This is a genomic window from Streptomyces sp. CNT360 (genome assembly GCF_000424785.1).
Window position 1 is genome coordinate 1 of the sequence record NZ_KE384243.1, and the last position, 19,345, is coordinate 19,345.

Here is a 19,345-nt window from a genome sequence, read left to right on the forward strand (position 1 = left end):
GTCAGCGGCAGACGGTACATCTGCCGACGTGGGTGTGGCTGGATGAGGGCACCTACAAGCCGTTGTCGGTGACGGCGTCGGTGGATCTGGGCGCTGGGAGGAGGATTTCGGCGACGACGCGGGTGGAGCCGGAGTCGTTGGCGCTGTCCGCGGGGACGAGGGAGGCCGTGGTGCATCCGGCGTCGGGTGAGTGCGCCGTGCGGGAGGACGGCGGGATCGGGGTGCCGTACCGGAAGGGGGCGGGGAAGAAGTCTCCGCCGTGCGGGGTGACGTATCTGCGGGCGACGCAGGGCGGCGGCAGCTACCCGTTGCGGGCCACCCTCACCTGGGACGCCTCGTGGAAGGGCACCGGGGGTACGGGCGACGACGACCTGCCCGACGGCGAGTTCGGCAGCACGCGCAACGTCACCGTCCAGGAGATCCAGTCCATCAACTAGAGCGGCAGCGTGAGGGCAGGCTCACGGGCGGCTGAGGTCGCGGGGGATTTCGGCGGCGGCGGTCGAGGCGAGGAGCCAGCCGACGGCGATCCCTTTCCGGCAGGAGCACCGCGGCACCGGCAGGACCACCGCGGCACGGGGAGGAATACGCGGTGGACAACGGGGCCCCGGTCGCACAGTGCGGGAACGACTTCCGCGGTGCGGCACCTCACGTGCGGCTGTCATGACGCGTACGAACTCGCCCGGTTCCGGGCGCAGGTGGTGGGCGGGGCGGTGTCCGCCGAAAACGCGCCGGGGCCCCGAGGCGCTGGTGGATTCCGGGAGCGCCGCGGTGCTGTTCGTCACCGTTGCCGAGGGCAGGACGGTCAAGAACCGGGTCCGCCTCGTCCTGCGGCCGCCGGGCCGTTCGCGGAACGAGGAGGTCGAGCGGCTCCTCGCGCTCGGCGCCACGCGCGTGGCCGATCACCGTACCGCGGACGGCAGAGGCTGGGTGACCCTTGCCGACCGGGAGGGCGACGGCCGGAGGGCGACGGACTGTGCGTCGAGCGGGGTGCGGGCGGCTGAGGGGTCAGCCCACAGGAACGGGCGCCGGCAGCGTCAGGGCGCCGACAGCATCAGAGCGCCAGCGGCCTCCTGCTCGCGGGCGAGCATGGCCGCGAACGGCCCGCCCGCGGAAGCCAGTTCCCCGTAGGAGCCGCGCTCCACCGTGTGTCCGCCGTCCAGCACGACGATCTCGTCCACCGCGTCGAGGCCCTGGAGGCGGTGGGTGATCAGCACCGTCGTTCGGCCCTCCGTCGCGCAGAGCAGGTCCGCGGTCAGGGCGTCGGCGGTCGGCAGGTCGAGGTGCTCGGCGGGCTCGTCCAGGACGAGGACGGGGAAGTCGGCGAGCAGGGCACGGGCCAGGGCCAGCCGTTGGCGTTGGCCGCCGGACAGCTTGGCGCCGTGCTCGCCGACCAGGGTGTCCAGGCCGTCGGGCAGGGTCGTGACCCAGTCGTCGAGGCGGGCGGCGGCCAGCGCCGCGTGCAGCTCGGGACCGGTGGCCGCGGGGCGCGCCAGCCGCAGGTTCTCGCGGAGCGAGCTGTCGAACAGGTGGGCGTCCTGGGCGCAGAGGCCGACGTGTCGGCGGACGGCGTCCGTCTCCGCGTCGTACGCGCACACCGCGGGGGACCCGACGGTGTAGACGCCGCCCGCCTCCGGATCCACGAACCGCAGCAGCGCGTTCGCCAGCGTCGTCTTGCCCGCGCCCGATGCGCCGACGACCGCCACCCGGCGGCCCCGCGTCAGGTCCAGGGAGAAGTCGTGCAGCGCGGGCCGCGCGTCGGCGGGGGCGTCCGGGTAGCGGACGGTCAGGTGCCGGACGCGGAGGGGGAAGGTCTCCGCGGGGAGGGCGACGGGCTCCGCCGGTTCCGCCACCGGTACGGGTGCGTCCAGCACCTCGTACACCCGCTCCGCCGAGCGGCGCACCCGCTGCCGGAACTGGACCGCCTGCGGGAGCGGCGTGACCGCTTCGAACGCGGCCAGCGGGAGGAGCACCACCGTCGCCAGCAGCACGCCGTCCAGCGTGCCGTGCGTGGTCGCGCGGGCGCCCGCCCACGCGGCCGCGGTCACCGTCAGCCCGGTCGCGAGCGTGCTCAGACCGGCGGCCAGCGCCGTACGGGACGCCGAACGCGCCGCGAGCCGGGTCAGTGTCGCGTCGGCCTCCGCCGTCTCGCGGCGGCGCGCTGCGAGGGCGCCAGTGACCGGCAGTTCACCGGAGGCCGTGCCGGTCAGCAGATCCACCGTGCGCGTCGCCAGCTCGGCGCGGGCCGGCGCCAACCGGTGCTCCGTACGGCGGGAGAGCGCCCCGGTCAGCGCCGGGACCGCGATCCCCGCCACCGCCAGGCCGACGGCGAGCGCCGCGCCCGCGGCCGGGAGGAGCCACGTGGTGAAGGCGACGGATACCAGGGCGACCGTGCCCGCGACCGTTGCGGGCAGAAGCCAGCGCAGGAAGTGGTCCTGGAGGGCGTCGACGTCCGCGACCAGGCGGGTGAGGAGGTCACCGCGGCGGCGGTGACGCAGGCCCGCGGGGGCCAGTCGCGCCAGGCGCCGGTAGACGTTCACGCGCAGCGCCGCGAGGACGCGGAGGGCCGCGTCGTGCGAGACGAGGCGCTCCGCGTAGCGGAAGGCGGCCCGCCCGATCCCGAACGCCCGGGTCGCGGTGACCGCCACCATGAGGTAGAGGATCGGTGGCTGCTGGGCCGCCCGCGAGATGAGCCAGCCGGACGTCGCCATGAGGCCCACCGCCGCCGTGAGGGCGAGCGCCCCGAGTACGAGAGCGAGGGCGAACTTCCTGTTGAGACCCCGGGCCGCGGCGCGCACCCGCGCGAGGGGGCTCCTGGGCGCGGGGCCGCCTGCGGCGGCTGTACCCCCCGCGGGGGGAGCGCCCACGGACGCGGAGACCTCCACGGGATTGGAGATGTCCGCTGACCCGGAAGGACCCGCAGAAGCGGGAGGGCCCACAGCGGTGGAAGGGGTCCCAGCGGTGGGGGAGATCCCAGGCGCCGGAGGTGTCACAGACGCGGGAGCGCCCACTGAGTCGGAGCCGCCCACGGGCGTGGAAGGGCCCGCGGAGGCGGAAGAGTCCCCAGGTACCGGAGCGCCCACAGAGGCGGAGACGCCCACAGACGCGGAAGGGGCCACAGAAACGGACGGACCCGCAGAGGCACAAAAGTCCCCAGGTACCGGAGCGCCCACAGAGGCGGAGACACCCACAGACGCGGAAGGGGCCACAGAAACGGACGGACCCGCAGAGGCACAAAAGTCCCCAGGTACCGGAGCGCCCACAGAGGCGGAGACACCCGCAGACGCGGAAGGGGCCACAGAAACGGACGGGCCCCCAGACAGGGAGAGGTCCGCAGCGTCCCCGCTCCGAGCGGGAGCCGGGAGCGGGTCCGCAGGGGAGGAGCCCTCCACAGAAACGGACGGGCCCCCAGACAGGGAGAGGTCCGCAGCGTCCCCGGTCCGGGCGGGAGCCGGGAGCGGGTCCGCGCAGGAGGAGCCCGGTTCCAGACGGCGGTCCGCGGTGGCCAGGAGGGCCGGGCGGTGGGTGACCAGCACGACGGTGCGGGTGGCAGCGAGCCGCCGTACGGCCTCAAGTACGGCGGCCTCCGTCGCGGAGTCGAGGGCGGCGGTGGGCTCGTCCAGCAGGACGAGGGGGCGGTCGGCGAGGAAGGCGCGGGCGAGGGCGACACGGCGGCGCTGCCCGGCGGAGAGGCCGGAGCCGGACTCCCCCAGTACGAGCTCCGGGTCGAGATCCGGGGCGCCTGCCCCGGTGAGGGCGCGGACGACGGCGCTCTCGTCGGCGTCGGGCCGCGCGAGGCGGACGTTGTCGGCGACGGTGCCCGCGAACAGGTAGGGGTGCTGGGGCACCCAGGCGATCTGCTGCTGCCAGGCGGCGAGGTCGAGGGAGCCCAGCGGGGTGCCGCCGACGGTGACGCGGCCCTCGCCGGGCGGGGTGAAGCCGAGCAGGACGGACAGCAGCGTGGACTTGCCGCCGCCGGAGGGGCCGGTCAGGGCTACCGTCTCACCGGGGCGGACGGTCAGGTCCGTCGGGGGGAGGGCGTACCCGGCGCGGCCGGGGTAGCGCACGGCGACCCCCTCCAGGACGAGGGCGGCGTCCCGCGCGTCCACCCGCTGGGTACCGCCGGCCGGCACGGGCCGCTCCAGCACGTCGAAGACGGCCTCGGCGGCGGCCAGCCCCTCGGCGGCGGCGTGGTAGTGGGTGCCGACCTGCCGCAGCGGCAGGTACGCCTCGGGGGCGAGGATCAGCACCAGCAGCCCGGTGTGCAGGTCGAGGTCGCCGTGGACGAGGCGGGTGCCGATGCTGACGGCGACGACGGCGACGGACAGGGTCGACAGGAGTTCGAGGGCGAAGGAGGAGAGGAAGGCCAGCCGGAGGGTGCGCAGGGTGGCGCGGCGGTAGTCGCCGGTGATGGCCCGGATGTTGTCGGCCTGTGCCGTGGCGCGGCCGAAGACCTTGAGGGTGGGCAGTCCGGCGACGACGTCGAGGAAGTGTCCTGCCAGCCGTCCCAGCAGCCTCCACTGGCGGTCCATGCGGGACCGGGTGGCCCAGCCGATGAGCGCCATGAAGAGGGGGATGAGAGGGAGGGTGGCGACGATGATCGCGGCCGAGACCCAGTCGGCGGTGACGATGCGGGCCAGGACCGCGACGGGGACGACGGCCGCGAGGCCCAACTGGGGCAGGTAGCGGGTGAAGTAGCCGTCGAGCGCGTCGATGCCGCGGGTCGCCAGGGTGGTCAGCTCGCCGGTGCGCTGCCCGGTGAGGTAGCCGGGGCCGAGCGCGGTGGCCCGCTGCAACAGCCGTCGGCGCAACTGGGACTTGACGGCGGCCCCGCAGCGGTGCGCGGCCAGCTCCGTCAGCCAGGAGACGAGGCCCCGGGCGACGGAGACGGCGGCGAGCAGCAGCAGGGCACGGCTGTCGAGGTGCCCGTGCCGGTAGGCGCCGACGACGACGTCGGCGAGGAGCACGGCCTGCGCGATCACCAGCCCCGCGCCGGCCAGCCCCAGCGCGACGGAGGCCAGCAGGAAGAGCCGGGTGGTGCGCGCGTACCGCAGCAGGCGCGGGTCGACGGGCCGCATCTTCGAGGTCACCTCCCTTCAGTGTCCGCTCAGTGTCCGCCGGAGGCGGCGAGGTGCTGGGTGCCGATGCGCTTGCGGAACACCCAGTACGTCCAGCCCTGGTAGACGAGGACGACGGGGGTGGCGAGCGCCGCGCACCAGGTCATGATCTTGAGCGTGTAGGGGGTGGAGGCGGCGTTGACGACGGTCAGGTTCCAGTCCGCGTCCAGCGTCGAGGGCATGACGTTCGGGAAGAGGGCGAGGAACAGCATCGCGACGGCCGCGACGATCGTCACGCCGGAGAAGGTGAACGCCCAGCCCTCGCGCCCGGCGAGGTTGGTGGCCAGCGCGGCCAGCAGCGCCGCGACGGCCACGGCGAGCGCGATCAGGGAGGCGCCGTCGCCCCGGTCGGCCTGGGTCCACAGCAGGAATCCGGCGGCCGGCACGGCGGAGGCCGCGCCCAGCACGGTGGCCAGGCGCCGGGCCCGGGTGCGCAGGTCGCCGAGGGTCTTGAGCGCGGTGAAGACGGCACCGTGGAAGGTGAACAGGGTGAGGGTGACCAGGCCGCCCAGCAGCGCGTAGGGGCCCAGCAGGTCGGGCACGTTCCCGACGTACTCCATGCGGGAGTCGATCCGCACGCCGCGCACGATGTTCGCGAAGACCACGCCCCACAGGAACGCGGTGAGCAGCGAGGTGTAGAAGATCGCATGCTCCCAGTTGCGCTGCCAGCGCTCCCCCTCGCGCTTGGCGCGGTACTCGAAGGCGACGCCGCGCACGATCAGGCAGACCAGGATCACCAGGAAGGGCAGGTAGAAGCCGGAGAAGAGGGTGGCGTACCACTCGGGGAACGCGGCGAAGGTGGCGCCGCCCGCGCTGAGCAGCCACACCTCGTTGCCGTCCCAGACGGGCCCGATGGTGTTGATCAGTACGCGCCGCTCGGCCCGGTCGCGGGCCAGCAGCTTGGTGAGGACGCCGACTCCGAAGTCGAAGCCCTCCAGGAAGAAGTAGCCGATCCACAGGATCGCGATGACGGCGAACCAGACGTCGTGCAGATGCATGGCGGAAGCCCCTGTTCCTCGGGCGAGCTCAGTAGGAGAAGGCCATCGGCCGGTCGTCGGCCTCGGCGCCGGAACCGTTGGCGTCGCCGCCGATCCGGGTGGGCGGGTCGAGGTCGGCCTCGGTCAGCTCGGGCGGACCGGCCTTCACGTACTTGACCAGCAGCTTGACCTCGACGACGGCGAGGACGGCGTACAGCGAGGTGAAGACGAGCAGCGAGGTGAGGACCTCGCCCTGGGAGACGCCGGGGGAGACCGCCGAGGCGGTGGGCAGCACCCCGTAGACGGCCCAGGGCTGGCGGCCGGTCTCGGTGAAGATCCAGCCCCACGCGTTGGCGATCAGCGGAAAGCCCAGGGTGAGGGCGGACAGCCGCCAGTACCAGGTGCCCAGCCTCGGGTTCAGCTCGCGCCTGCGGGTGAGGGCGAGCCTGGGGCGTTCGTCCTCGCCGGTCCGCAGCCGCTCGTCGAGCCAGAACCGGCGGCGGGTGAGGTAGAGGCCGCCGGCGCCGAGCGCGAGGGAGGCCATTCCGAAGCCGATCATCCAGCGGAACGACCAGTAGGCGACGGGGATGTTGGGCCGGTAGTCGTCCAGGCCGACCGAGTCCTGGTACTTCTTCTTCAGGTGCGCGTCGGTGTCGTTGATGCCGGGGACGGAGTCGTGGAAGTTGTCGTGCGAGAGGAAGGAGAGCAGTCCGGGTATCTCGACGGCGACCTTGTTGTGGCCCTTCTCGACGTCCCCGTAGGCGAAGACGGAGAACGGGGCGGGCGCCCGGGTGTCCCACAGCGCCTCGGCGGAGGCCATCTTCATCGGCTGCTGTTCGAACATGACCTTGCCGAGCCGGTCGCCGCTGAGCGCGGTGAGCGCCCCCGCGATCACCAGGGTGACCAGGCCGAGCCGCAGCGAGCTGCGCATCACGGGTATGTGCTTCTTGCGCAGCAGGTGGTACGCGGCTATGCCCACCATGAACGCGGCGCCGGTCAGGAACGCGGCGGTCAGGGTGTGGAAGAACTGGGCCAGCGCCGTGTTCTGGAACAGGATGCCGAAGAAGTCGGTCATCTCCGCGCGGCCGGTCTCGTGGTTGATCCGGTACCCGACCGGGTGCTGCATCCAGGAGTTCGCGGCCAGGATGAAGTAGGCCGAGGCGACGGTGCCGAACGCGACCAGCCAGATGGTGGCCAGGTGCAGCTTCTTGGGGAGCTTGTCGCGGCCGAAGATCCACAGGCCGATGAACGTGGACTCCATGAAGAAGGCGATCAGCGCCTCGAAGGCGAGGGGGGCGCCGAATATGTCCCCGACGAAGCGGGAGTAGGCGGACCAGTTCATGCCGAACTGGAACTCCTGCACGATGCCGGTGACCACGCCCATGGCGATGTTGATCAGGAAGAGCTTGCCCCAGAAGCGGGTGGCCTTGAGGTACTTCTCCTTGTTCGTGCGCACCCACGCGGTCTGCAGGACCGCGGTGAGGGTGGCCAGCGAGATGGTCAGCGGAACGAAGAGGAAGTGGTAGACGGTCGTGATACCGAACTGCCAGCGCGCCAGTGTCTCCGGCGCCAACGCAAGGTCCACGTCGCTCTCTCCTTCAGGCAGCGCCCCCGAACGGGCGACCATTCGTGAATGCGTTCACATTCACAAGCCCAGCGTACGACGACGCCATATCGGACATGTCAGGGGGGTGGCCGTCGCTGCGGGACGGCTGAGCCGCTGCCGCCGCTCCGGCCCCCGCCGCCGTCCCGCACCCGGCAAGGACGGGCAGTGCGCAGACACAGCGGTGCCCGCCGCCCCGCCTCACGCGGGACGACGGGCACCGGAGCGAAGAGCTACAGACCCTTCCGGAACTCCTCTGCGACCTGCAAAAAGATGGTGTTGGCCGCCGTCTCGCCGATGGAGACCCGCACGCCCTCCCCGGTGAACGGACGGACCGTCACCCCCGCCGCCTCGGCCTTCTCGGCGAACTCGGCGGTCCGCTCCCCCAGCCGCAGCCAGACGAAGTTGGCCTGCGACTCGGCCACCGTCCAGCCCTGCGCACGGAGCTCCGCGAGCACGCGTGTGCGCTCTTTCACAAGCGCGTCCACCCGTACCAGCAGCGCCTCCTCGCTGCGCAGCGAGGCGATGGCGGCCTCCTGTGCGAGCTGGCTCACACCGAAGGGGACGGCGGTCTTGCGCAGGGCCGCGGCCACCGGCTCGTGCGCGACGGCGAAGCCGATCCGCAGCCCGGCCAGCCCGTACGCCTTGGAGAAGGTGCGCAGCACGCACACGTTCGGCCGGTCGCGGTAGAGCTCCAGTCCGTCCACCACTGCCTCGTCCCGTACGAACTCGCGGTACGCCTCGTCCAGCACCACCAGCACGTCGGAGGGCACCCGGTCCAGGAACCGCTCCAGTTCGGCACCGGTGAGGGAGGCACCCGTGGGGTTGTTGGGGTTGCAGACGAAGATGAGGCGGGTGCGGTCGGTGACGGCGTCCGCCATCGCGTCCAGGTCGTGCGCCTCCCGCCCGGCGCCCCCGGTCAACGGCACCCGTACCGAGGCGGCGCCGGAGATCTGCGTGATGATCGGGTACGCCTCGAAGGAGCGCCAGGCGTAGATCACCTCGTCGCCGGGGCCCGCCGTCGCCTGGAGGAGCTGCTGCGCGACGCCGACCGAGCCCGTGCCGGTCGCCAGGTGGGAGACGGGCACCCCGAACCGCTCGGCGAGCTCCGCGTGGAGGGCGGAGCACCCCATGTCGGGGTAGCGGTTGAAGGCGCCGGCCGCGGCCGTCACCGCCTCCAGCACGCCGGGCAACGGCGGATAGGGGTTCTCGTTCGAGGACAGCTTGTAGGAGACCGGCCCCCCGGCGGCCGCCGGACGCCCCGGCTTGTAGGTGGGGATCCCCTCCAGCGCACCGCGCAACCGCGGGCTGGTCACGTGCTGGTCACTCACCGCTGCTCCTCCTCCGTCGTGCCCTCGCGCCCGACCGCGACCGGTACCTCGTGCGCCCAGGCCCTCCGCCGGGGCGTTCACCCGCCGGGGCGCCCCCGGCCGGGTTCGGCTGCCGGGACGCCGCCTGCCGGGGAGTGTTCCGTCCGGCGGCGACGCCCGCCAATGCTCTTCACTTTATGAGGATTCACCCGCCCGGCGTAGCCCCACGGTCGCCTTACGGCCACGCGGCCCGCCCGGGGGAAGACCGCGATCCGCTTCCGGGGCCGGTTCCGGTACCCGGGGGAGCCCGCGCCTGCACCGCCGCCCGGGGAGGGCGTGCCCGGCGCGGGGCGCGTTGGTGCGCGCGGGAGGACGCACCGCGCGCGGGTGGCGAGCGCGGTGGCGCGCGTCACCCGTGACGGTGACGTCACCCCCGCGCGCACCGGTACGGACGCCACGGTGAAGGGCCGCACCACCTGCCGGACCCTCCCGGTGGATTCCCCGGTTGAACTGCGGTTTCCATGGTCGCCGGGGAAAGTCGCTCATGCAGGATCGTGCCTGCGCGAGGCCCGTCCGCCCTCCGGCGCGTCAGCACCGTGCGGGCCTACGATCGGCTCGCCATGACAGCAGCAGAGAAGCATCAGGCGGGCCGTAACCCGGCCGCTGCCCCGCCGCCGTCCGCCGGGAGGTGCCCGCAGCCCCGCGGCGGCGGGCGGCGGAGCGGGCGGGCAGGCATCAGGGATGTCGCCGCCGCAGCCGGTGTCTCCATCACGACTGTCTCCGACGCCCTCAACGGCAAGGGCCGTCTCCCGGAGGCGACACGCAGCCATGTCCGCGAGGTCGCCGACCGGCTGGGCTACCGCCCCTCGGCCGCCGCCCGGACGCTCCGTACGGGCAAGTCGGGCCTGATCGGCCTGACGGTGACGACCTACGGCGAAGAACCGTTCACCTTCACCGAATTCGCCTACTTCGCCGAGATGGTCGCCGCCGCCACATCGGCCGCGCTGGCCCGCGGCTATGCCCTGGTCATCCTCCCGGCCCCCGCCCGGCGCGGCGGCGGGCCCGGCACCGGCAGACCCGGCGCGGACGGCGGAACCGGCGGCGGGGGGCCGGGCGGGGAGGGGGTGCTGCCGGGGCCGGACGTGTGGTCGAACGTGGCGCTCGACGGCACCATCGTCGTCGACCCCTCCGACCAGGACCCCGTCGTCAGCGAACTCGTCCGCTCCGGACTGCCCGTCGTCTCCGACGGGCGCCCCAGCGCGTCGCTGCCGGTCTCCGCCTGGGTCGACAACGACCACCGGGCCGCCGTCGGCGGCATCCTCGACCACCTCGCCGAGGGCGGGGCCCGCCGCATCGGGCTGCTGACCGGCACCAGCACCGACACCTACACGCACGTGTCCACCACCGCCTACCTCGACTGGTGCGAGCAGGTGGGCCAGGAACCCGTCTACGAGCGGTACCCGGCGCACGACCCCCGCGCGAGCGCCGTCGCCGCCGACCGGCTGCTGGCGCGCCCCGACCGCCCCGACGCGGTCTACGGCCTCTTCGACCCCAACGGCACCGACCTGCTGGCCGCCGCCCGGCGCTACGGGCTGCGGGTCCCGGAGGACCTGCTGCTGGTGTGCTGCAGCGAATCCACCTCGTACGCCACGACGGCGCCGCCGATCACCACGCTCTCGCTCAAGCCCGGACGGATCGGCAACGCCGTCGCCCATCTGCTGATCGACGCCATCGAGGGCACCGGCCCCACCCGCACCGTGCAGCGGGTCATGCCGACCGAGCTGATCGTGCGGACCTCCTCGCAGCGCGCCGGAGCCCGCACCACGGTCGCCCCGCCCCGCACCCCCACCGCCGAGTGAACGGGCCGCTGGCGTGCCGTGCAGGTCCCGGCTGCGGATTCCGTAGGGTACGTCAGCGGAGAATTCAGGCGGAATGCACACGGGGCGCGGCCGGCTCGCCACATGGGCGTACCCAGGTGCGTCACAAGCCGCGACCAGCGTTCCTATGATTGGGTGCACCCCCGGCCGAGGCGGGGGAGGACGACACCGGGACCTGCTCCCGTCCTGGGGCGGCACCCCGGCCGAAAGACCAACGACCGGGGCCCCACCGGAAAGGGGAGGTCCTGCGGTGCACGGCGGCGGCGCGATGGTGGAGGGGTCGATGACTCAGGGGGCCGGTCAGGGACCCGACGTGTGGCACGGCGGGGCGACAACGCACGGTGCGGGCGATGCGCGCACACTTTCTGCTCCCGCGTCCGGTGCCCCGTCGGCGCCGCCGCGGGAGACCGGACCGGCGGCCGCTGCGGCGGAGCCCTCGGAGGTGCCGAGGGCGCCGAGGACCGCGCGCCCGGCCGGTGTGCCGCTGGACCCGCGGGCGCCCGGCAGCGTCCCCGCCGATCCCCGCGCGGGTGCCGACACCCCCTCCGCCGTCGGTACGGTCACCGCGGGCCCGGTGCCCGCGGGCGCCACCGGCTCCGCGGACCCGGACAAGACCGGTTCCCCGGGAGAGGGTGACGGGGCCGCTTCCGTCGGGGAGGGTGACGGGATGCCGGAGGAGTACACGCCGACCGCCCGGGACCTGCCGCTTCTCGGAGCGGCGTCGGCGGCAGCCGCGTCCCAGGAACGGGAGCCGACCATGGTGGATCTGCCCACCGCCGCACCGTCGGGGAACGACGGCGAGGGCCCGCTGTACGTCGTCGGGGACGTGCACGGATATCTTGAGGAACTGCGGGCCGCACTGCGCCAGTTCGGGATCATCGATGCCGACAACCGGTGGATCGCCGGAAACGCCCGGCTGTGGTTCCTCGGCGACTTCACCGACCGGGGCCCGGACGGCATCGGCGTCATCGACCTGGTCATGCAGCTCTCCGCCGAGGCGGCCGCCGCGGGCGGCTACTGCAAGGCGCTGATGGGCAACCACGAACTGCTGCTCCTGGGCGCGAAGCGGTTCGGCGACACCCCCGTCAACTCCGGTGCCGGCACCGCCTCGTTCCAGGCGGCCTGGCTGCTCAACGGCGGGCAGCGCAGCGACATGGAGCGGCTGGCGGACCACCACGTGCAGTGGATGTCCCGGCTGGACGCCATGGCGTTGGCCGACAGCCACCTGCTGGTGCACTCCGACGCCTCCTGCTACCTGGAGTACGGCGGCACCATCGAGGACGTCAACGACACGATCACCGAGGCCCTCCAGCGCAACGACGCGGAGGAGACCTGGGAGCTGTTCCGCAAGTTCACCAAGCGCTTCGCCTTCCGCGAGGAGACGGCGGGACCGGCCGCCGTGCGCGAACTGCTGGACGCCTTCGGCGGCACCCGCATCGTGCACGGGCACAGCCCGATCCCGTACCTGCTGGGCGAGGTCGACAGCGAGGACGGCGAGAGCGCCCCCTCCGTGACGGGTCCGCACGTCTACGCGGACGGGCTCGCCATCGCGATGGACGGCGGCGTGACGATGGGCGCCAAGCTCCTGATCGCGCAGCTCCCCCTCGTGCAGTGAGCGCGGCTGGGCTCGGGAGCGCGGTGGGCGCGGGGTGGTACGGGTGCGGACACCGGGGGGCGTGCGGAGCACACTTCGACACCCCTGGTGATTCGCGCGCCGATTCCCGGGCAGGTGTTTCCCCGAAGTGATCGGCCGGGGGCGTCGCTGTAGCGGGTCAATTCTGGAAACTGTCTGTCACGACATGCCGTGACGGCTCTACCATCGGTTTTACCGAGGAGAGTTCTCCGCCTGCTGACCAGACCTGCCCCGCCCCTCGACCGGCCGCCTAGGCCCTTCGCCCTACGGAGCATCGGGGGATGCACATGAACAGCGCTCCGCACCTGCTGCGTGAAGACCGGCCCGAGTTCGAGCGGGTCCTCGACGAGGCACTGCGCACCGCCCACCGACGCCCCGACCTCGCGGCGATCGGCCGACACCTGAACGCCGACCAGTTGCGCACGATGGCGCTCAGCGCCGCCACGGCGATAGCCGCCTGCGCGGAGGCCGAGTACCAGCAGTTCGTCCGGCTCCGCGACGAGTTGCGCCACCCCGACAACGCCCCGTCCGTCTCGGGCGCCGCACGTCCGGGCGGCGGCGCGACGGCCGAGGCCGAGGGCACCACCGGCACGGAACTGCGGACGCCCGGCCAGGGCGGCGGCAGCGTGGGCGACAAGCTGGTCGGCGCCATGGGCGGCGAGACGCTCGCGGAGGCGTCGGGCGCCGGACTGATGGCGGTCGTCTCGGTACTGGCCCCCGTCCTGGCGGCCACGGCAGCCGTCATCTTCCTGCTGCTCGGCTACTCGTTGCGGCTGATGTCCCCCGAGCCGGGGGTCGCGGGACCGATGCGCAGCGTCGGCTGGATCTTCGCCGCCTTCGCCGCGGCCGGCATCGTGGTGGCGATGGCGGGCCTGCTGCTGGCCGCGCTGCGCAACAGGTCCAGTTCGATCCGGGCGAGCGGGCGGGCGGCGGACGACGATCCGGGCGCCGACACCCTGACCGACGAGGTGGCGACGGCGCGGGCCGCCTGGCGCGAGGCCCTGCTGGAGCGCGGCATCCTGCCGTTCCTGCGGGAGGCGCTGGCCGACCCGGACGGCGCCGAGCAGGCACCGACGGCCTACGTACCGCGCGCGGGCAAGCTGGGCTACTCGCACCCCGGCTTCTCCAGCCGCCCCTCCTCGGAGGCGGCGTCCGTCGAGGGGACGTACGGGCGGCCCCGTTTCACCAGCCCCGACTACTCCAGCCCGGACTACGGCAGCCCGGACACCCCGCACGCCTGACCGCCCCGCCGCCCGCGGGGCGCCGGGGCGGTCAGGGCGTCACGGCGTCCCCGGCGGGGGCCGAGGCGTCCAGGGCGCGGCGGATGTCCCGTACCAGGTCGGCGCTGTCCTCGACGCCGACCGACAGCCGCACGAAGCCCTCCGGGACGGGGTCGCCGCCCCAGCGGCCGCGGCGCTCCGCCGTCGCACGGACCCCGCCGAAGCTGGTGGCCTCCCCCACCAGCCGCAGGTGGGCGAGGAACCGGTTGGCGTGGGCCTGGTCCGGCAGGGTGAAGGAGACCACGCAGCCGTAGCGGCTCATCTGCCGGGCCGCCAGCGGGTGCGCCGGATCGCCGGGGAGCCCCGGGTGGCGCACGTCGCTCACCTCGGGGCGCGCCACCAGAGCCTCGGCGACCGCCAGCGCGTTGCCGGCCTGCCGCTGCGTACGCACGTCCAGCGTCGCCAGCGAACGGTGCGCCAGCCACGCCTCCATCGGCCCCGGGATGGCGCCGACCGTCTTGCGCCAGGCCCGCACGGCCGCGGCCACCTCCGGCTTGCGGGTGGCGACGTAGCCGAGCAGCACGTCGCCGTGGCCCGTCAGCGCCTTGGTGCCGCTGGCCACCGCGATGTCGGCGCCCAGCAGCAGCGGACGCTGTCCCAGGGGCGTGGCCAAAGTGTTGTCGACGGCCACCAGAGCGCCCTGCTCGTGCGCCGCGTCCGCCAGCCTGCGGATGTCGCACACGTCCAGCCCCGGGTTGGAGGGCGTCTCCAGCCACAGCAGGCTCGCTCCGTCCAGGTGGTCGAGCTGCGCGTCCCCACCCGTGGGCGCCGTGCGCACCTCGACGCCGAAGCCCTCCAGCCGCTCGCGCAGGGCGGCCAGCAGGTTGTAGCCGTCGGAGGGCAGCACCACGGTGCGGCCCGGTCGGGTGAGGGAGAGCAGCACCGCGGAGATCGCGCCCATCCCGGACGAGAAGACGACCGCCTCCACCTCCGGGTCGCCGGGCGCCTCCAGTTCGGCGACGGCCCGCTCCAGGCGGGCCCAGGTGGGGTTGGTGTCGCGCCCGTAGGTGTACGGCGCGTCCTCGACCTCGCCGGGCAGGTGGTAGTGCGCGGCGAAGACGGGACCGGGCAGCGGCGGCTCGTACGGCTCCTCCGCCGGGAGCCCGGCGCGCACCACGCGGGTGCCGTCCGCGTCGCCGGCCGGCCCGTGGTGGAGGCCCGGCCCGGTCGGCGGCCGCTCGCCGTCCGGGGGCGGAGTCGGGGTGGTGGTCATGGTGCCTCCTGCTCGTGCTCGCGCGCGACGGCGCGCCTTGCGCGGTACGGCCGGGCTCAGCCGAGGGCCGCGCGGGCGGCGGCGCCGCTCTGAGCACCGTATCCGCCGCCGAAGAGCACGGCGTGCACGAGCAGGTGCTGGAGTTGGTGCAGCGGGACCCGCGCCTGGCGGCCGGGGAGCGGGCGGACCTCCTCGTACGCGGCGAGGATGCGGGGCAGCTCCGGACAGCCGAACAGCTGGAGCATCGCCAGGTCGGTCTCGGGGTGGCCGCCCTGAGCCGCCGGGTCGATGAGGCGGGCGGGGCCGTCGGCCGTCCAGTGCACGTTGCCTGCCCACAGGTCGCCGTGGATGACGGCGGGCCGCCGGGGAGGGCCGGAGACGGCCTCGTCGTCGAGCCGTCCGCACAGGCGCTCGATGTCCTGCGCGTCCCGCGGTGCGAGGTGGCCGCTGTCGACGGCGGCCCGCAGCAGCGGCTCCAGCCGGTACTCGGCGTGGAAGCGGGGCCAGGCGGCGGGGTCGTCGACCGGCTCGGCCGGCGAGGTCAGCGGCAGCGGCCCCAGGTAGCAGGGTTCACCCGGGGTGCCCCAGGACGGCGCGGGGCTCGCGTGCAGGGCGGCCAGCCCGCGCCCCAGCTTCTCGGCGGCCTCCCGGTCCGGCTCCCCGGGCTCCAGCCACTCCAGCACCAGCACGTCGCGTTCGGCCGCGTACACCGCGGGCACCGGGACGGTGCCGGTCGCCCGCAGCCGGGCCAGGCCCGCGGCCTCTGCGGCGAAGAAGTCGGCGGGCGCGGCGTCCAGCGTCTTGGCGAAGACGGCGCCGGGACCGCCGTCGGTACCGACACCGGCCCCGGCGCCGACGGAGACCCGGTAGGCGTCGCAGATCGAGCCGCCGCCGACCGGACGGGCGTGCGCGACGGGGTGCCCGAGCAGCTCCCGCGTACGCCGCTCCACGTTCCCGTTGCTGCCGCCGGGACCCGCCATCAGCCCGCCTCCCGCGCGTCGAGGGCCGCACCGACCTCGGAGAGCAGACCGGGCACGGCCGCCTCGACCATCTCCAGGCACACGGTGAAGCCCCGCTCGCCGCCGTAGTACGGGTCGGGGACGCTCAGTTCGCCCGGGTCGGCCTCCGGGTCGTAGGAGCGCAGCAGGCGTACCTTGCCGGCCTCCGCGCTGTTGCGGGCCAGCGCCCGCAACTCGGCGGCGTGGCCCTCGTCCAGCGCGACGACGAGGTCGTGCGTGTCGAACCAGTCGGGCTCGAACCGGCGCGCGAGGTGGGTGAGCGGGTAGCCGGACGCCGCCAGCACGGCCGCCGTCCGCGGGTCCTCCGGGTCGCCCAGGTGCCAGCTCCCCGTTCCCGCGCTGTCGACCTCCACCAGTCCGTCCAGCCCCGCCTCCCGCACGTGCGCCCGGAGGACGGCCTCGGCCATGGGCGAGCGGCAGATGTTGCCCGTACACACGAAACAGACGCGGTACATGGCCTCAGTCCCGGTCCAGGACCATGTTCAGCGCCCAGGAGACCACCGAGATGATCAGGCCGCCGAGGAACGCCGTGCCGAAGCCGTCCACGTGGAAGCTGACGTCCAGCTTGTCCGCGACCCAGGAGGTCAGCATCAGCATCAGCGCGTTGATCACCAGCGTGAACAGGCCCAGCGTCAGCACCAGCAACGGCAGGGACAGCAGCTTGACCACCGGCTTGACCACGACGTTGACGACACCGAAGATCAGGGCGACGACGACCAGCGTCAGCGCCTTCTCGCCCCCCGACCCTCCGGTCAGCTCGATATCGCTGAGCAGCCAGGTCGCCACGGCGAGCGCAGCGGCGTTGGCCAGCGTCTTGATGAGGAAGTTCATACCCAGATCGTGGCAGAGACCGGCGCCGGACCGTACGGACGGGCACCGGACCCGGCCACCCGGCCACGGGGACCGGCCGCCGGCCGGTGAAGGGAGAGACGAAGCGGTGAAGGCATTCCGGCTGGAGGAGCTGGAGGCGGAGCGGGCCGCGAACGACGGTGCCTATCTGAGGTTCCTGCGGGAGAGGCACATGTCGGCCGGTCTCTACGCGCTCGACGCCGGCACCGCGGATCCGCAGCGGCCGCACGAGCAGGACGAGATCTACTTCGTCGTCAGCGGGCGCGGCTCGCTCACCGTCGGGGACGAGACGACGGCGGTGGCGCGGGGCAGCGTCGTGCACGTACCGGCGCGGGTGCCGCACCGGTTCCACCACATCACCGAGGACCTGCGCGTCCTCGTGGTCTTCTCCCCTCCCGAGGGCTGAAGCCCGCCCTCCCCTCCCGAGGGCTGAGGCGCGGGCGCCGGGACGTCAGGGTTGCGTCAGGGTCGTATTCAGGGGACGACCCGGGCCTCGGCGGCCCCATCGGCTTGCCACGCGCCCTAGCATCGGAGCCAGAGGGCACACGAAGCCTTCGAACACACCCAGAGACGGAGCACACAGTCATGGATGCGAAAGGCACTGTCGCCGGCCTGCCGTGGTGGGTCACATGGATCGTCATACCCGTGATCGCGCTGGTCGTCTTCGGCGGTCTGATCGCCAGCCTGGTCGGCTTCCTGATCGGTCTCCTGTTCAAGATCCTGGTCTTCGTCGCCCTGGTCGGCGGCGTCGTCTACCTCGTCCGCCGCTTCAAGGCCGGCTCCTCCCGCAGCGACTGGTGACCCCGCGCCGGGCCCACGGGCACGGGCGCGGCCGAGCGCGCCCCGCCCGCCCGTGGGCCCGTCGGCGCGCCCTCACTTCGGCTTGCGGCGCCTGCCGCCCCGCCGGCTCGGAGCAGGTCCGGGAACCGCCGGGCCCCGCCCTCGCCCGGGTGCCTCCGGAACGGGGGCAGCCGCAGCCGGGGCGGTAGCCGCATCCGGTGGGCCGCCCGGAGCGCCCGGGAGCTTCGACCCGGCCGACTCCTGCGGGCGACCGCGGGCGCCCGCCGGACGGCCGCGGTCGGCGGAGACGACGAGCGCGGCCAGCAACGTCGTCACCGGTACGGAGGCGACCAGGCCGATGGAGCCCACCAGCGTGCGCACGATCTCCTCGGCGACGACCTCGCTCGTGGCGACCATCGTCACGTCGCTGCGCGCGATGGAGAACAGCAGCAGCAGCGGCAGCGAGGCGCCCGCGTAGGCCAGCACCAGCGTGTTGACCACGGACGCGATGTGATCGCGTCCGATCCGCATGGCGGAGCGGTAGATCCTGAGCCAACTCGCCCCCGGGTCCGCCTCCCGCAGCTCCCACACGGCGGACGTCTGGGTGACCGTCACGTCGTCCAGCACACCGAGCGAGCCGATCAGCACCCCGGCCAGCAGCAGGCCCCGGATCTCGATACCCGGGTAGAGCCCGTGCACCAGCCCGGTCTGGTCGTCGGTGTTGCCGGTCAGTTGGGCCCAGTCGATGAACAGCGACCCCAGCAGCCCGATCAGCAGCAGCGACACCAGCGTCCCCAGCACCGCCACCGAGGTGCGGGCCGACAGCCCGTGGCACAGGTACAGCGACGCCAGCATGATCGCGCTGCCCCCGACCACCGCCACCACCAGCGGATTCGAGCCCTGGAGTATGGCGGGCAGGATGAACAGCGTCAGCACCGCGAAGCTGATGACCAGGCCCACCAGCGCCAGCACCCCGCGCAGCCGCCCCACCAGCACCACGACGAGCGCGAACACCGCCGCCAGCAGCACCATCGGCACATCGCGGTTGGTGTCGACGACGCTGTACTGGAGGTTGCGCGGCGCCTTCGCCGAGTAGCCGACGACGACCTTCTCGCCCACCTCGTAGGTACTGGTGGCGTCCGGAGTGACGACCGTGGTGAAGGTGCGGCCCGCGTCCTTGCCCTCGGTGACCTCGACCGTCGCCTTGCGGCACGGCCCCTGGGCGCCGGACCCGCCCTGGGCACCGCCCTGCGGCTGGGAGCCGCCACCGCCCCCGCCCGAAGCGGCCGGAGGCTGCCGGACGTTGGCGTCGTCGCAGTCGATCTCCGCCAGCTTGGTGACCTTCGCACCGAACGTCGGCCGGTCGAAGCCGACCCCGGAGTGGTCGTGCGGGTGCCCCGGCGCACCCCCGGGCCACAGCACCACGAGACCGGCCAGCACCGCCACCGCGAACGGCACCAGCACGGCGGCGATGACCTTCCGCAGGTGGCGGGAGACGGGCGCGGCGGGACCGTGGGAGTGCCCGTGCCCGGCTCCGGCTCCGTGGTGGTGCCCGTGGGAGTGCTCGGGCCCGGGGCCGGAACCGTGGGGGCGGTCCTGTCCGGGCACAGGGCCGCGGTGGGGCGTCGGACGGTCGTCGTCGGGGTGCGAAGGGGTCACCGGCAGATCATCGCAAGAAAGCCGAGGCGGG

General features: G+C 73.6%; 15 protein-coding genes and 1 pseudogene. 7 read left to right on the top strand and 9 right to left on the bottom strand.

Translation table 11 applies throughout. The features are described 5' to 3' along the window. Together H297_RS0125800 and H297_RS43405 are read left to right on the top strand one after the other, a co-directional pair. Positions 1-437, top strand: a pseudogene (locus tag H297_RS0125800) (hypothetical protein); the annotation flags it as partial. Positions 438-660: 223 nt separating this feature from the next. Further along, positions 661-1,128, top strand: coding sequence for a VOC family protein (locus tag H297_RS43405; protein WP_486589670.1), 468 nt, complete (start codon positions 661-663; stop codon positions 1,126-1,128). Here H297_RS43405 and cydD read toward each other — a convergent pair. The 4 genes from cydD to hisC all read right to left on the bottom strand — a co-directional run bounded on the left by cydD (position 1,035) and on the right by hisC (position 9,010). Beyond that, complete coding sequence (gene cydD / locus H297_RS38475; protein ID WP_037795543.1) at positions 1,035-5,075, bottom strand: thiol reductant ABC exporter subunit CydD; 4,041 nt, start codon at positions 5,073-5,075, stop codon at positions 1,035-1,037. The two genes, H297_RS43405 and cydD, sit on opposite strands and share 94 nt — an antisense overlap. 29 nt (positions 5,076-5,104) lie before the next feature. Then, positions 5,105-6,112: a cytochrome d ubiquinol oxidase subunit II gene (cydB, locus tag H297_RS0125815; protein WP_027739404.1), complete on the bottom strand. Its 1,008-nt coding sequence runs from the start codon at positions 6,110-6,112 to the stop codon at positions 5,105-5,107. Between the two features lie 28 nt (positions 6,113-6,140). After that, complete coding sequence (locus tag H297_RS0125820) at positions 6,141-7,676, bottom strand: cytochrome ubiquinol oxidase subunit I (protein ID WP_027739405.1); 1,536 nt, start codon at positions 7,674-7,676, stop codon at positions 6,141-6,143. Between the two features lie 251 nt (positions 7,677-7,927). Further along, the gene (hisC, locus tag H297_RS0125825; protein ID WP_037795545.1) at positions 7,928-9,010 is read right to left on the bottom strand and encodes a histidinol-phosphate transaminase; all 1,083 of its coding nucleotides are present in this window, start codon (positions 9,008-9,010) and stop codon (positions 7,928-7,930) included. Between the two features lie 614 nt (positions 9,011-9,624). On the opposite strand from hisC, the gene H297_RS0125830 reads away from it, so the two are divergent. From H297_RS0125830 to H297_RS0125840, 3 genes are all read left to right on the top strand, one after another. After that, a complete protein-coding gene (locus tag H297_RS0125830; protein ID WP_037795546.1) occupies positions 9,625-10,863 on the top strand; it encodes a LacI family DNA-binding transcriptional regulator in 1,239 nt (412 codons plus the stop codon). 268 nt (positions 10,864-11,131) lie between these two features. Next, positions 11,132-12,496, top strand: a complete 1,365-nt coding sequence (locus tag H297_RS0125835) for a metallophosphoesterase (RefSeq protein WP_027739408.1) — start codon at positions 11,132-11,134, stop codon at positions 12,494-12,496. 299 nt (positions 12,497-12,795) lie between these two features. Then, a complete protein-coding gene (locus H297_RS0125840) occupies positions 12,796-13,755 on the top strand; it encodes a hypothetical protein (protein ID WP_027739409.1) in 960 nt (319 codons plus the stop codon). A 31-nt stretch (positions 13,756-13,786) separates the two neighbouring features. Here the strand turns inward: H297_RS0125840 and H297_RS38480 are convergent, their stop codons facing one another. From H297_RS38480 to H297_RS0125860, 4 genes are read right to left on the bottom strand one after another with little or no spacing between them, the layout of a single operon-like run. Further along, positions 13,787-15,007, bottom strand: a complete 1,221-nt coding sequence (locus tag H297_RS38480; RefSeq protein WP_037795490.1) for a cystathionine gamma-lyase — start codon at positions 15,005-15,007, stop codon at positions 13,787-13,789. Between the two features lie 56 nt (positions 15,008-15,063). Continuing rightward, positions 15,064-15,987 (bottom strand): fructosamine kinase family protein, encoded by a 924-nt coding sequence (locus H297_RS0125850; RefSeq protein WP_051352189.1) that lies wholly within the window; start codon positions 15,985-15,987, stop codon positions 15,064-15,066. After that, positions 15,987-16,481, bottom strand: coding sequence for a low molecular weight protein-tyrosine-phosphatase (locus H297_RS0125855; RefSeq protein WP_027739411.1), 495 nt, complete (start codon positions 16,479-16,481; stop codon positions 15,987-15,989). Before H297_RS0125855 ends, H297_RS0125850 begins: the two co-directional genes overlap by 1 nt. A gap of 4 nt (positions 16,482-16,485) precedes the next feature. Then, positions 16,486-16,857, bottom strand: coding sequence for a phage holin family protein (locus H297_RS0125860; protein ID WP_027739412.1), 372 nt, complete (start codon positions 16,855-16,857; stop codon positions 16,486-16,488). A gap of 106 nt (positions 16,858-16,963) precedes the next feature. On the opposite strand from H297_RS0125860, the gene H297_RS0125865 reads away from it, so the two are divergent. Both H297_RS0125865 and H297_RS0125870 read left to right on the top strand, forming a co-directional pair. Then, positions 16,964-17,281 (top strand): cupin domain-containing protein, encoded by a 318-nt coding sequence (locus H297_RS0125865; protein WP_027739413.1) that lies wholly within the window; start codon positions 16,964-16,966, stop codon positions 17,279-17,281. Between the two features lie 179 nt (positions 17,282-17,460). Continuing rightward, complete coding sequence (locus tag H297_RS0125870; RefSeq protein ID WP_027739414.1) at positions 17,461-17,676, top strand: DUF5326 family protein; 216 nt, start codon at positions 17,461-17,463, stop codon at positions 17,674-17,676. A 72-nt stretch (positions 17,677-17,748) separates the two neighbouring features. On the opposite strand, the gene H297_RS38485 is transcribed toward H297_RS0125870, so the two are convergent. Beyond that, positions 17,749-19,314 carry a YibE/F family protein gene (locus H297_RS38485; protein ID WP_486589671.1) on the bottom strand — a complete coding sequence of 522 codons (1,566 nt, stop codon included), beginning with the start codon at positions 19,312-19,314 and terminating at the stop codon, positions 17,749-17,751. Between the last annotated feature and the right edge of the window lie 31 nt (positions 19,315-19,345).

Excerpts from the sequence above, each read along its gene's own strand:
- H297_RS0125855 (WP_027739411.1), bottom strand. The coding sequence starts at position 16,481 with ATGTACCGCGTCTGTTTCGTGTGTACGGGCAACATCTGCCGCTCGCCC.
- H297_RS0125860 (WP_027739412.1), bottom strand. The coding sequence starts at position 16,857 with ATGAACTTCCTCATCAAGACGCTGGCCAACGCCGCTGCGCTCGCCGTG.
- cydB (WP_027739404.1), bottom strand. The coding sequence starts at position 6,112 with ATGCATCTGCACGACGTCTGGTTCGCCGTCATCGCGATCCTGTGGATC.
- H297_RS0125870 (WP_027739414.1), top strand. The coding sequence starts at position 17,461 with ATGGATGCGAAAGGCACTGTCGCCGGCCTGCCGTGGTGGGTCACATGG.
- H297_RS0125840 (WP_027739409.1), top strand. The coding sequence starts at position 12,796 with ATGCACATGAACAGCGCTCCGCACCTGCTGCGTGAAGACCGGCCCGAG.
- H297_RS38480 (WP_037795490.1), bottom strand. The coding sequence starts at position 15,007 with ATGACCACCACCCCGACTCCGCCCCCGGACGGCGAGCGGCCGCCGACC.
- H297_RS43405 (WP_486589670.1), top strand. The coding sequence starts at position 661 with ATGACGCGTACGAACTCGCCCGGTTCCGGGCGCAGGTGGTGGGCGGGG.
- H297_RS0125830 (WP_037795546.1), top strand. The coding sequence starts at position 9,625 with ATGACAGCAGCAGAGAAGCATCAGGCGGGCCGTAACCCGGCCGCTGCC.
- cydD (WP_037795543.1), bottom strand. The coding sequence starts at position 5,075 with ATGCGGCCCGTCGACCCGCGCCTGCTGCGGTACGCGCGCACCACCCGG.
- H297_RS0125850 (WP_051352189.1), bottom strand. The coding sequence starts at position 15,987 with ATGGCGGGTCCCGGCGGCAGCAACGGGAACGTGGAGCGGCGTACGCGG.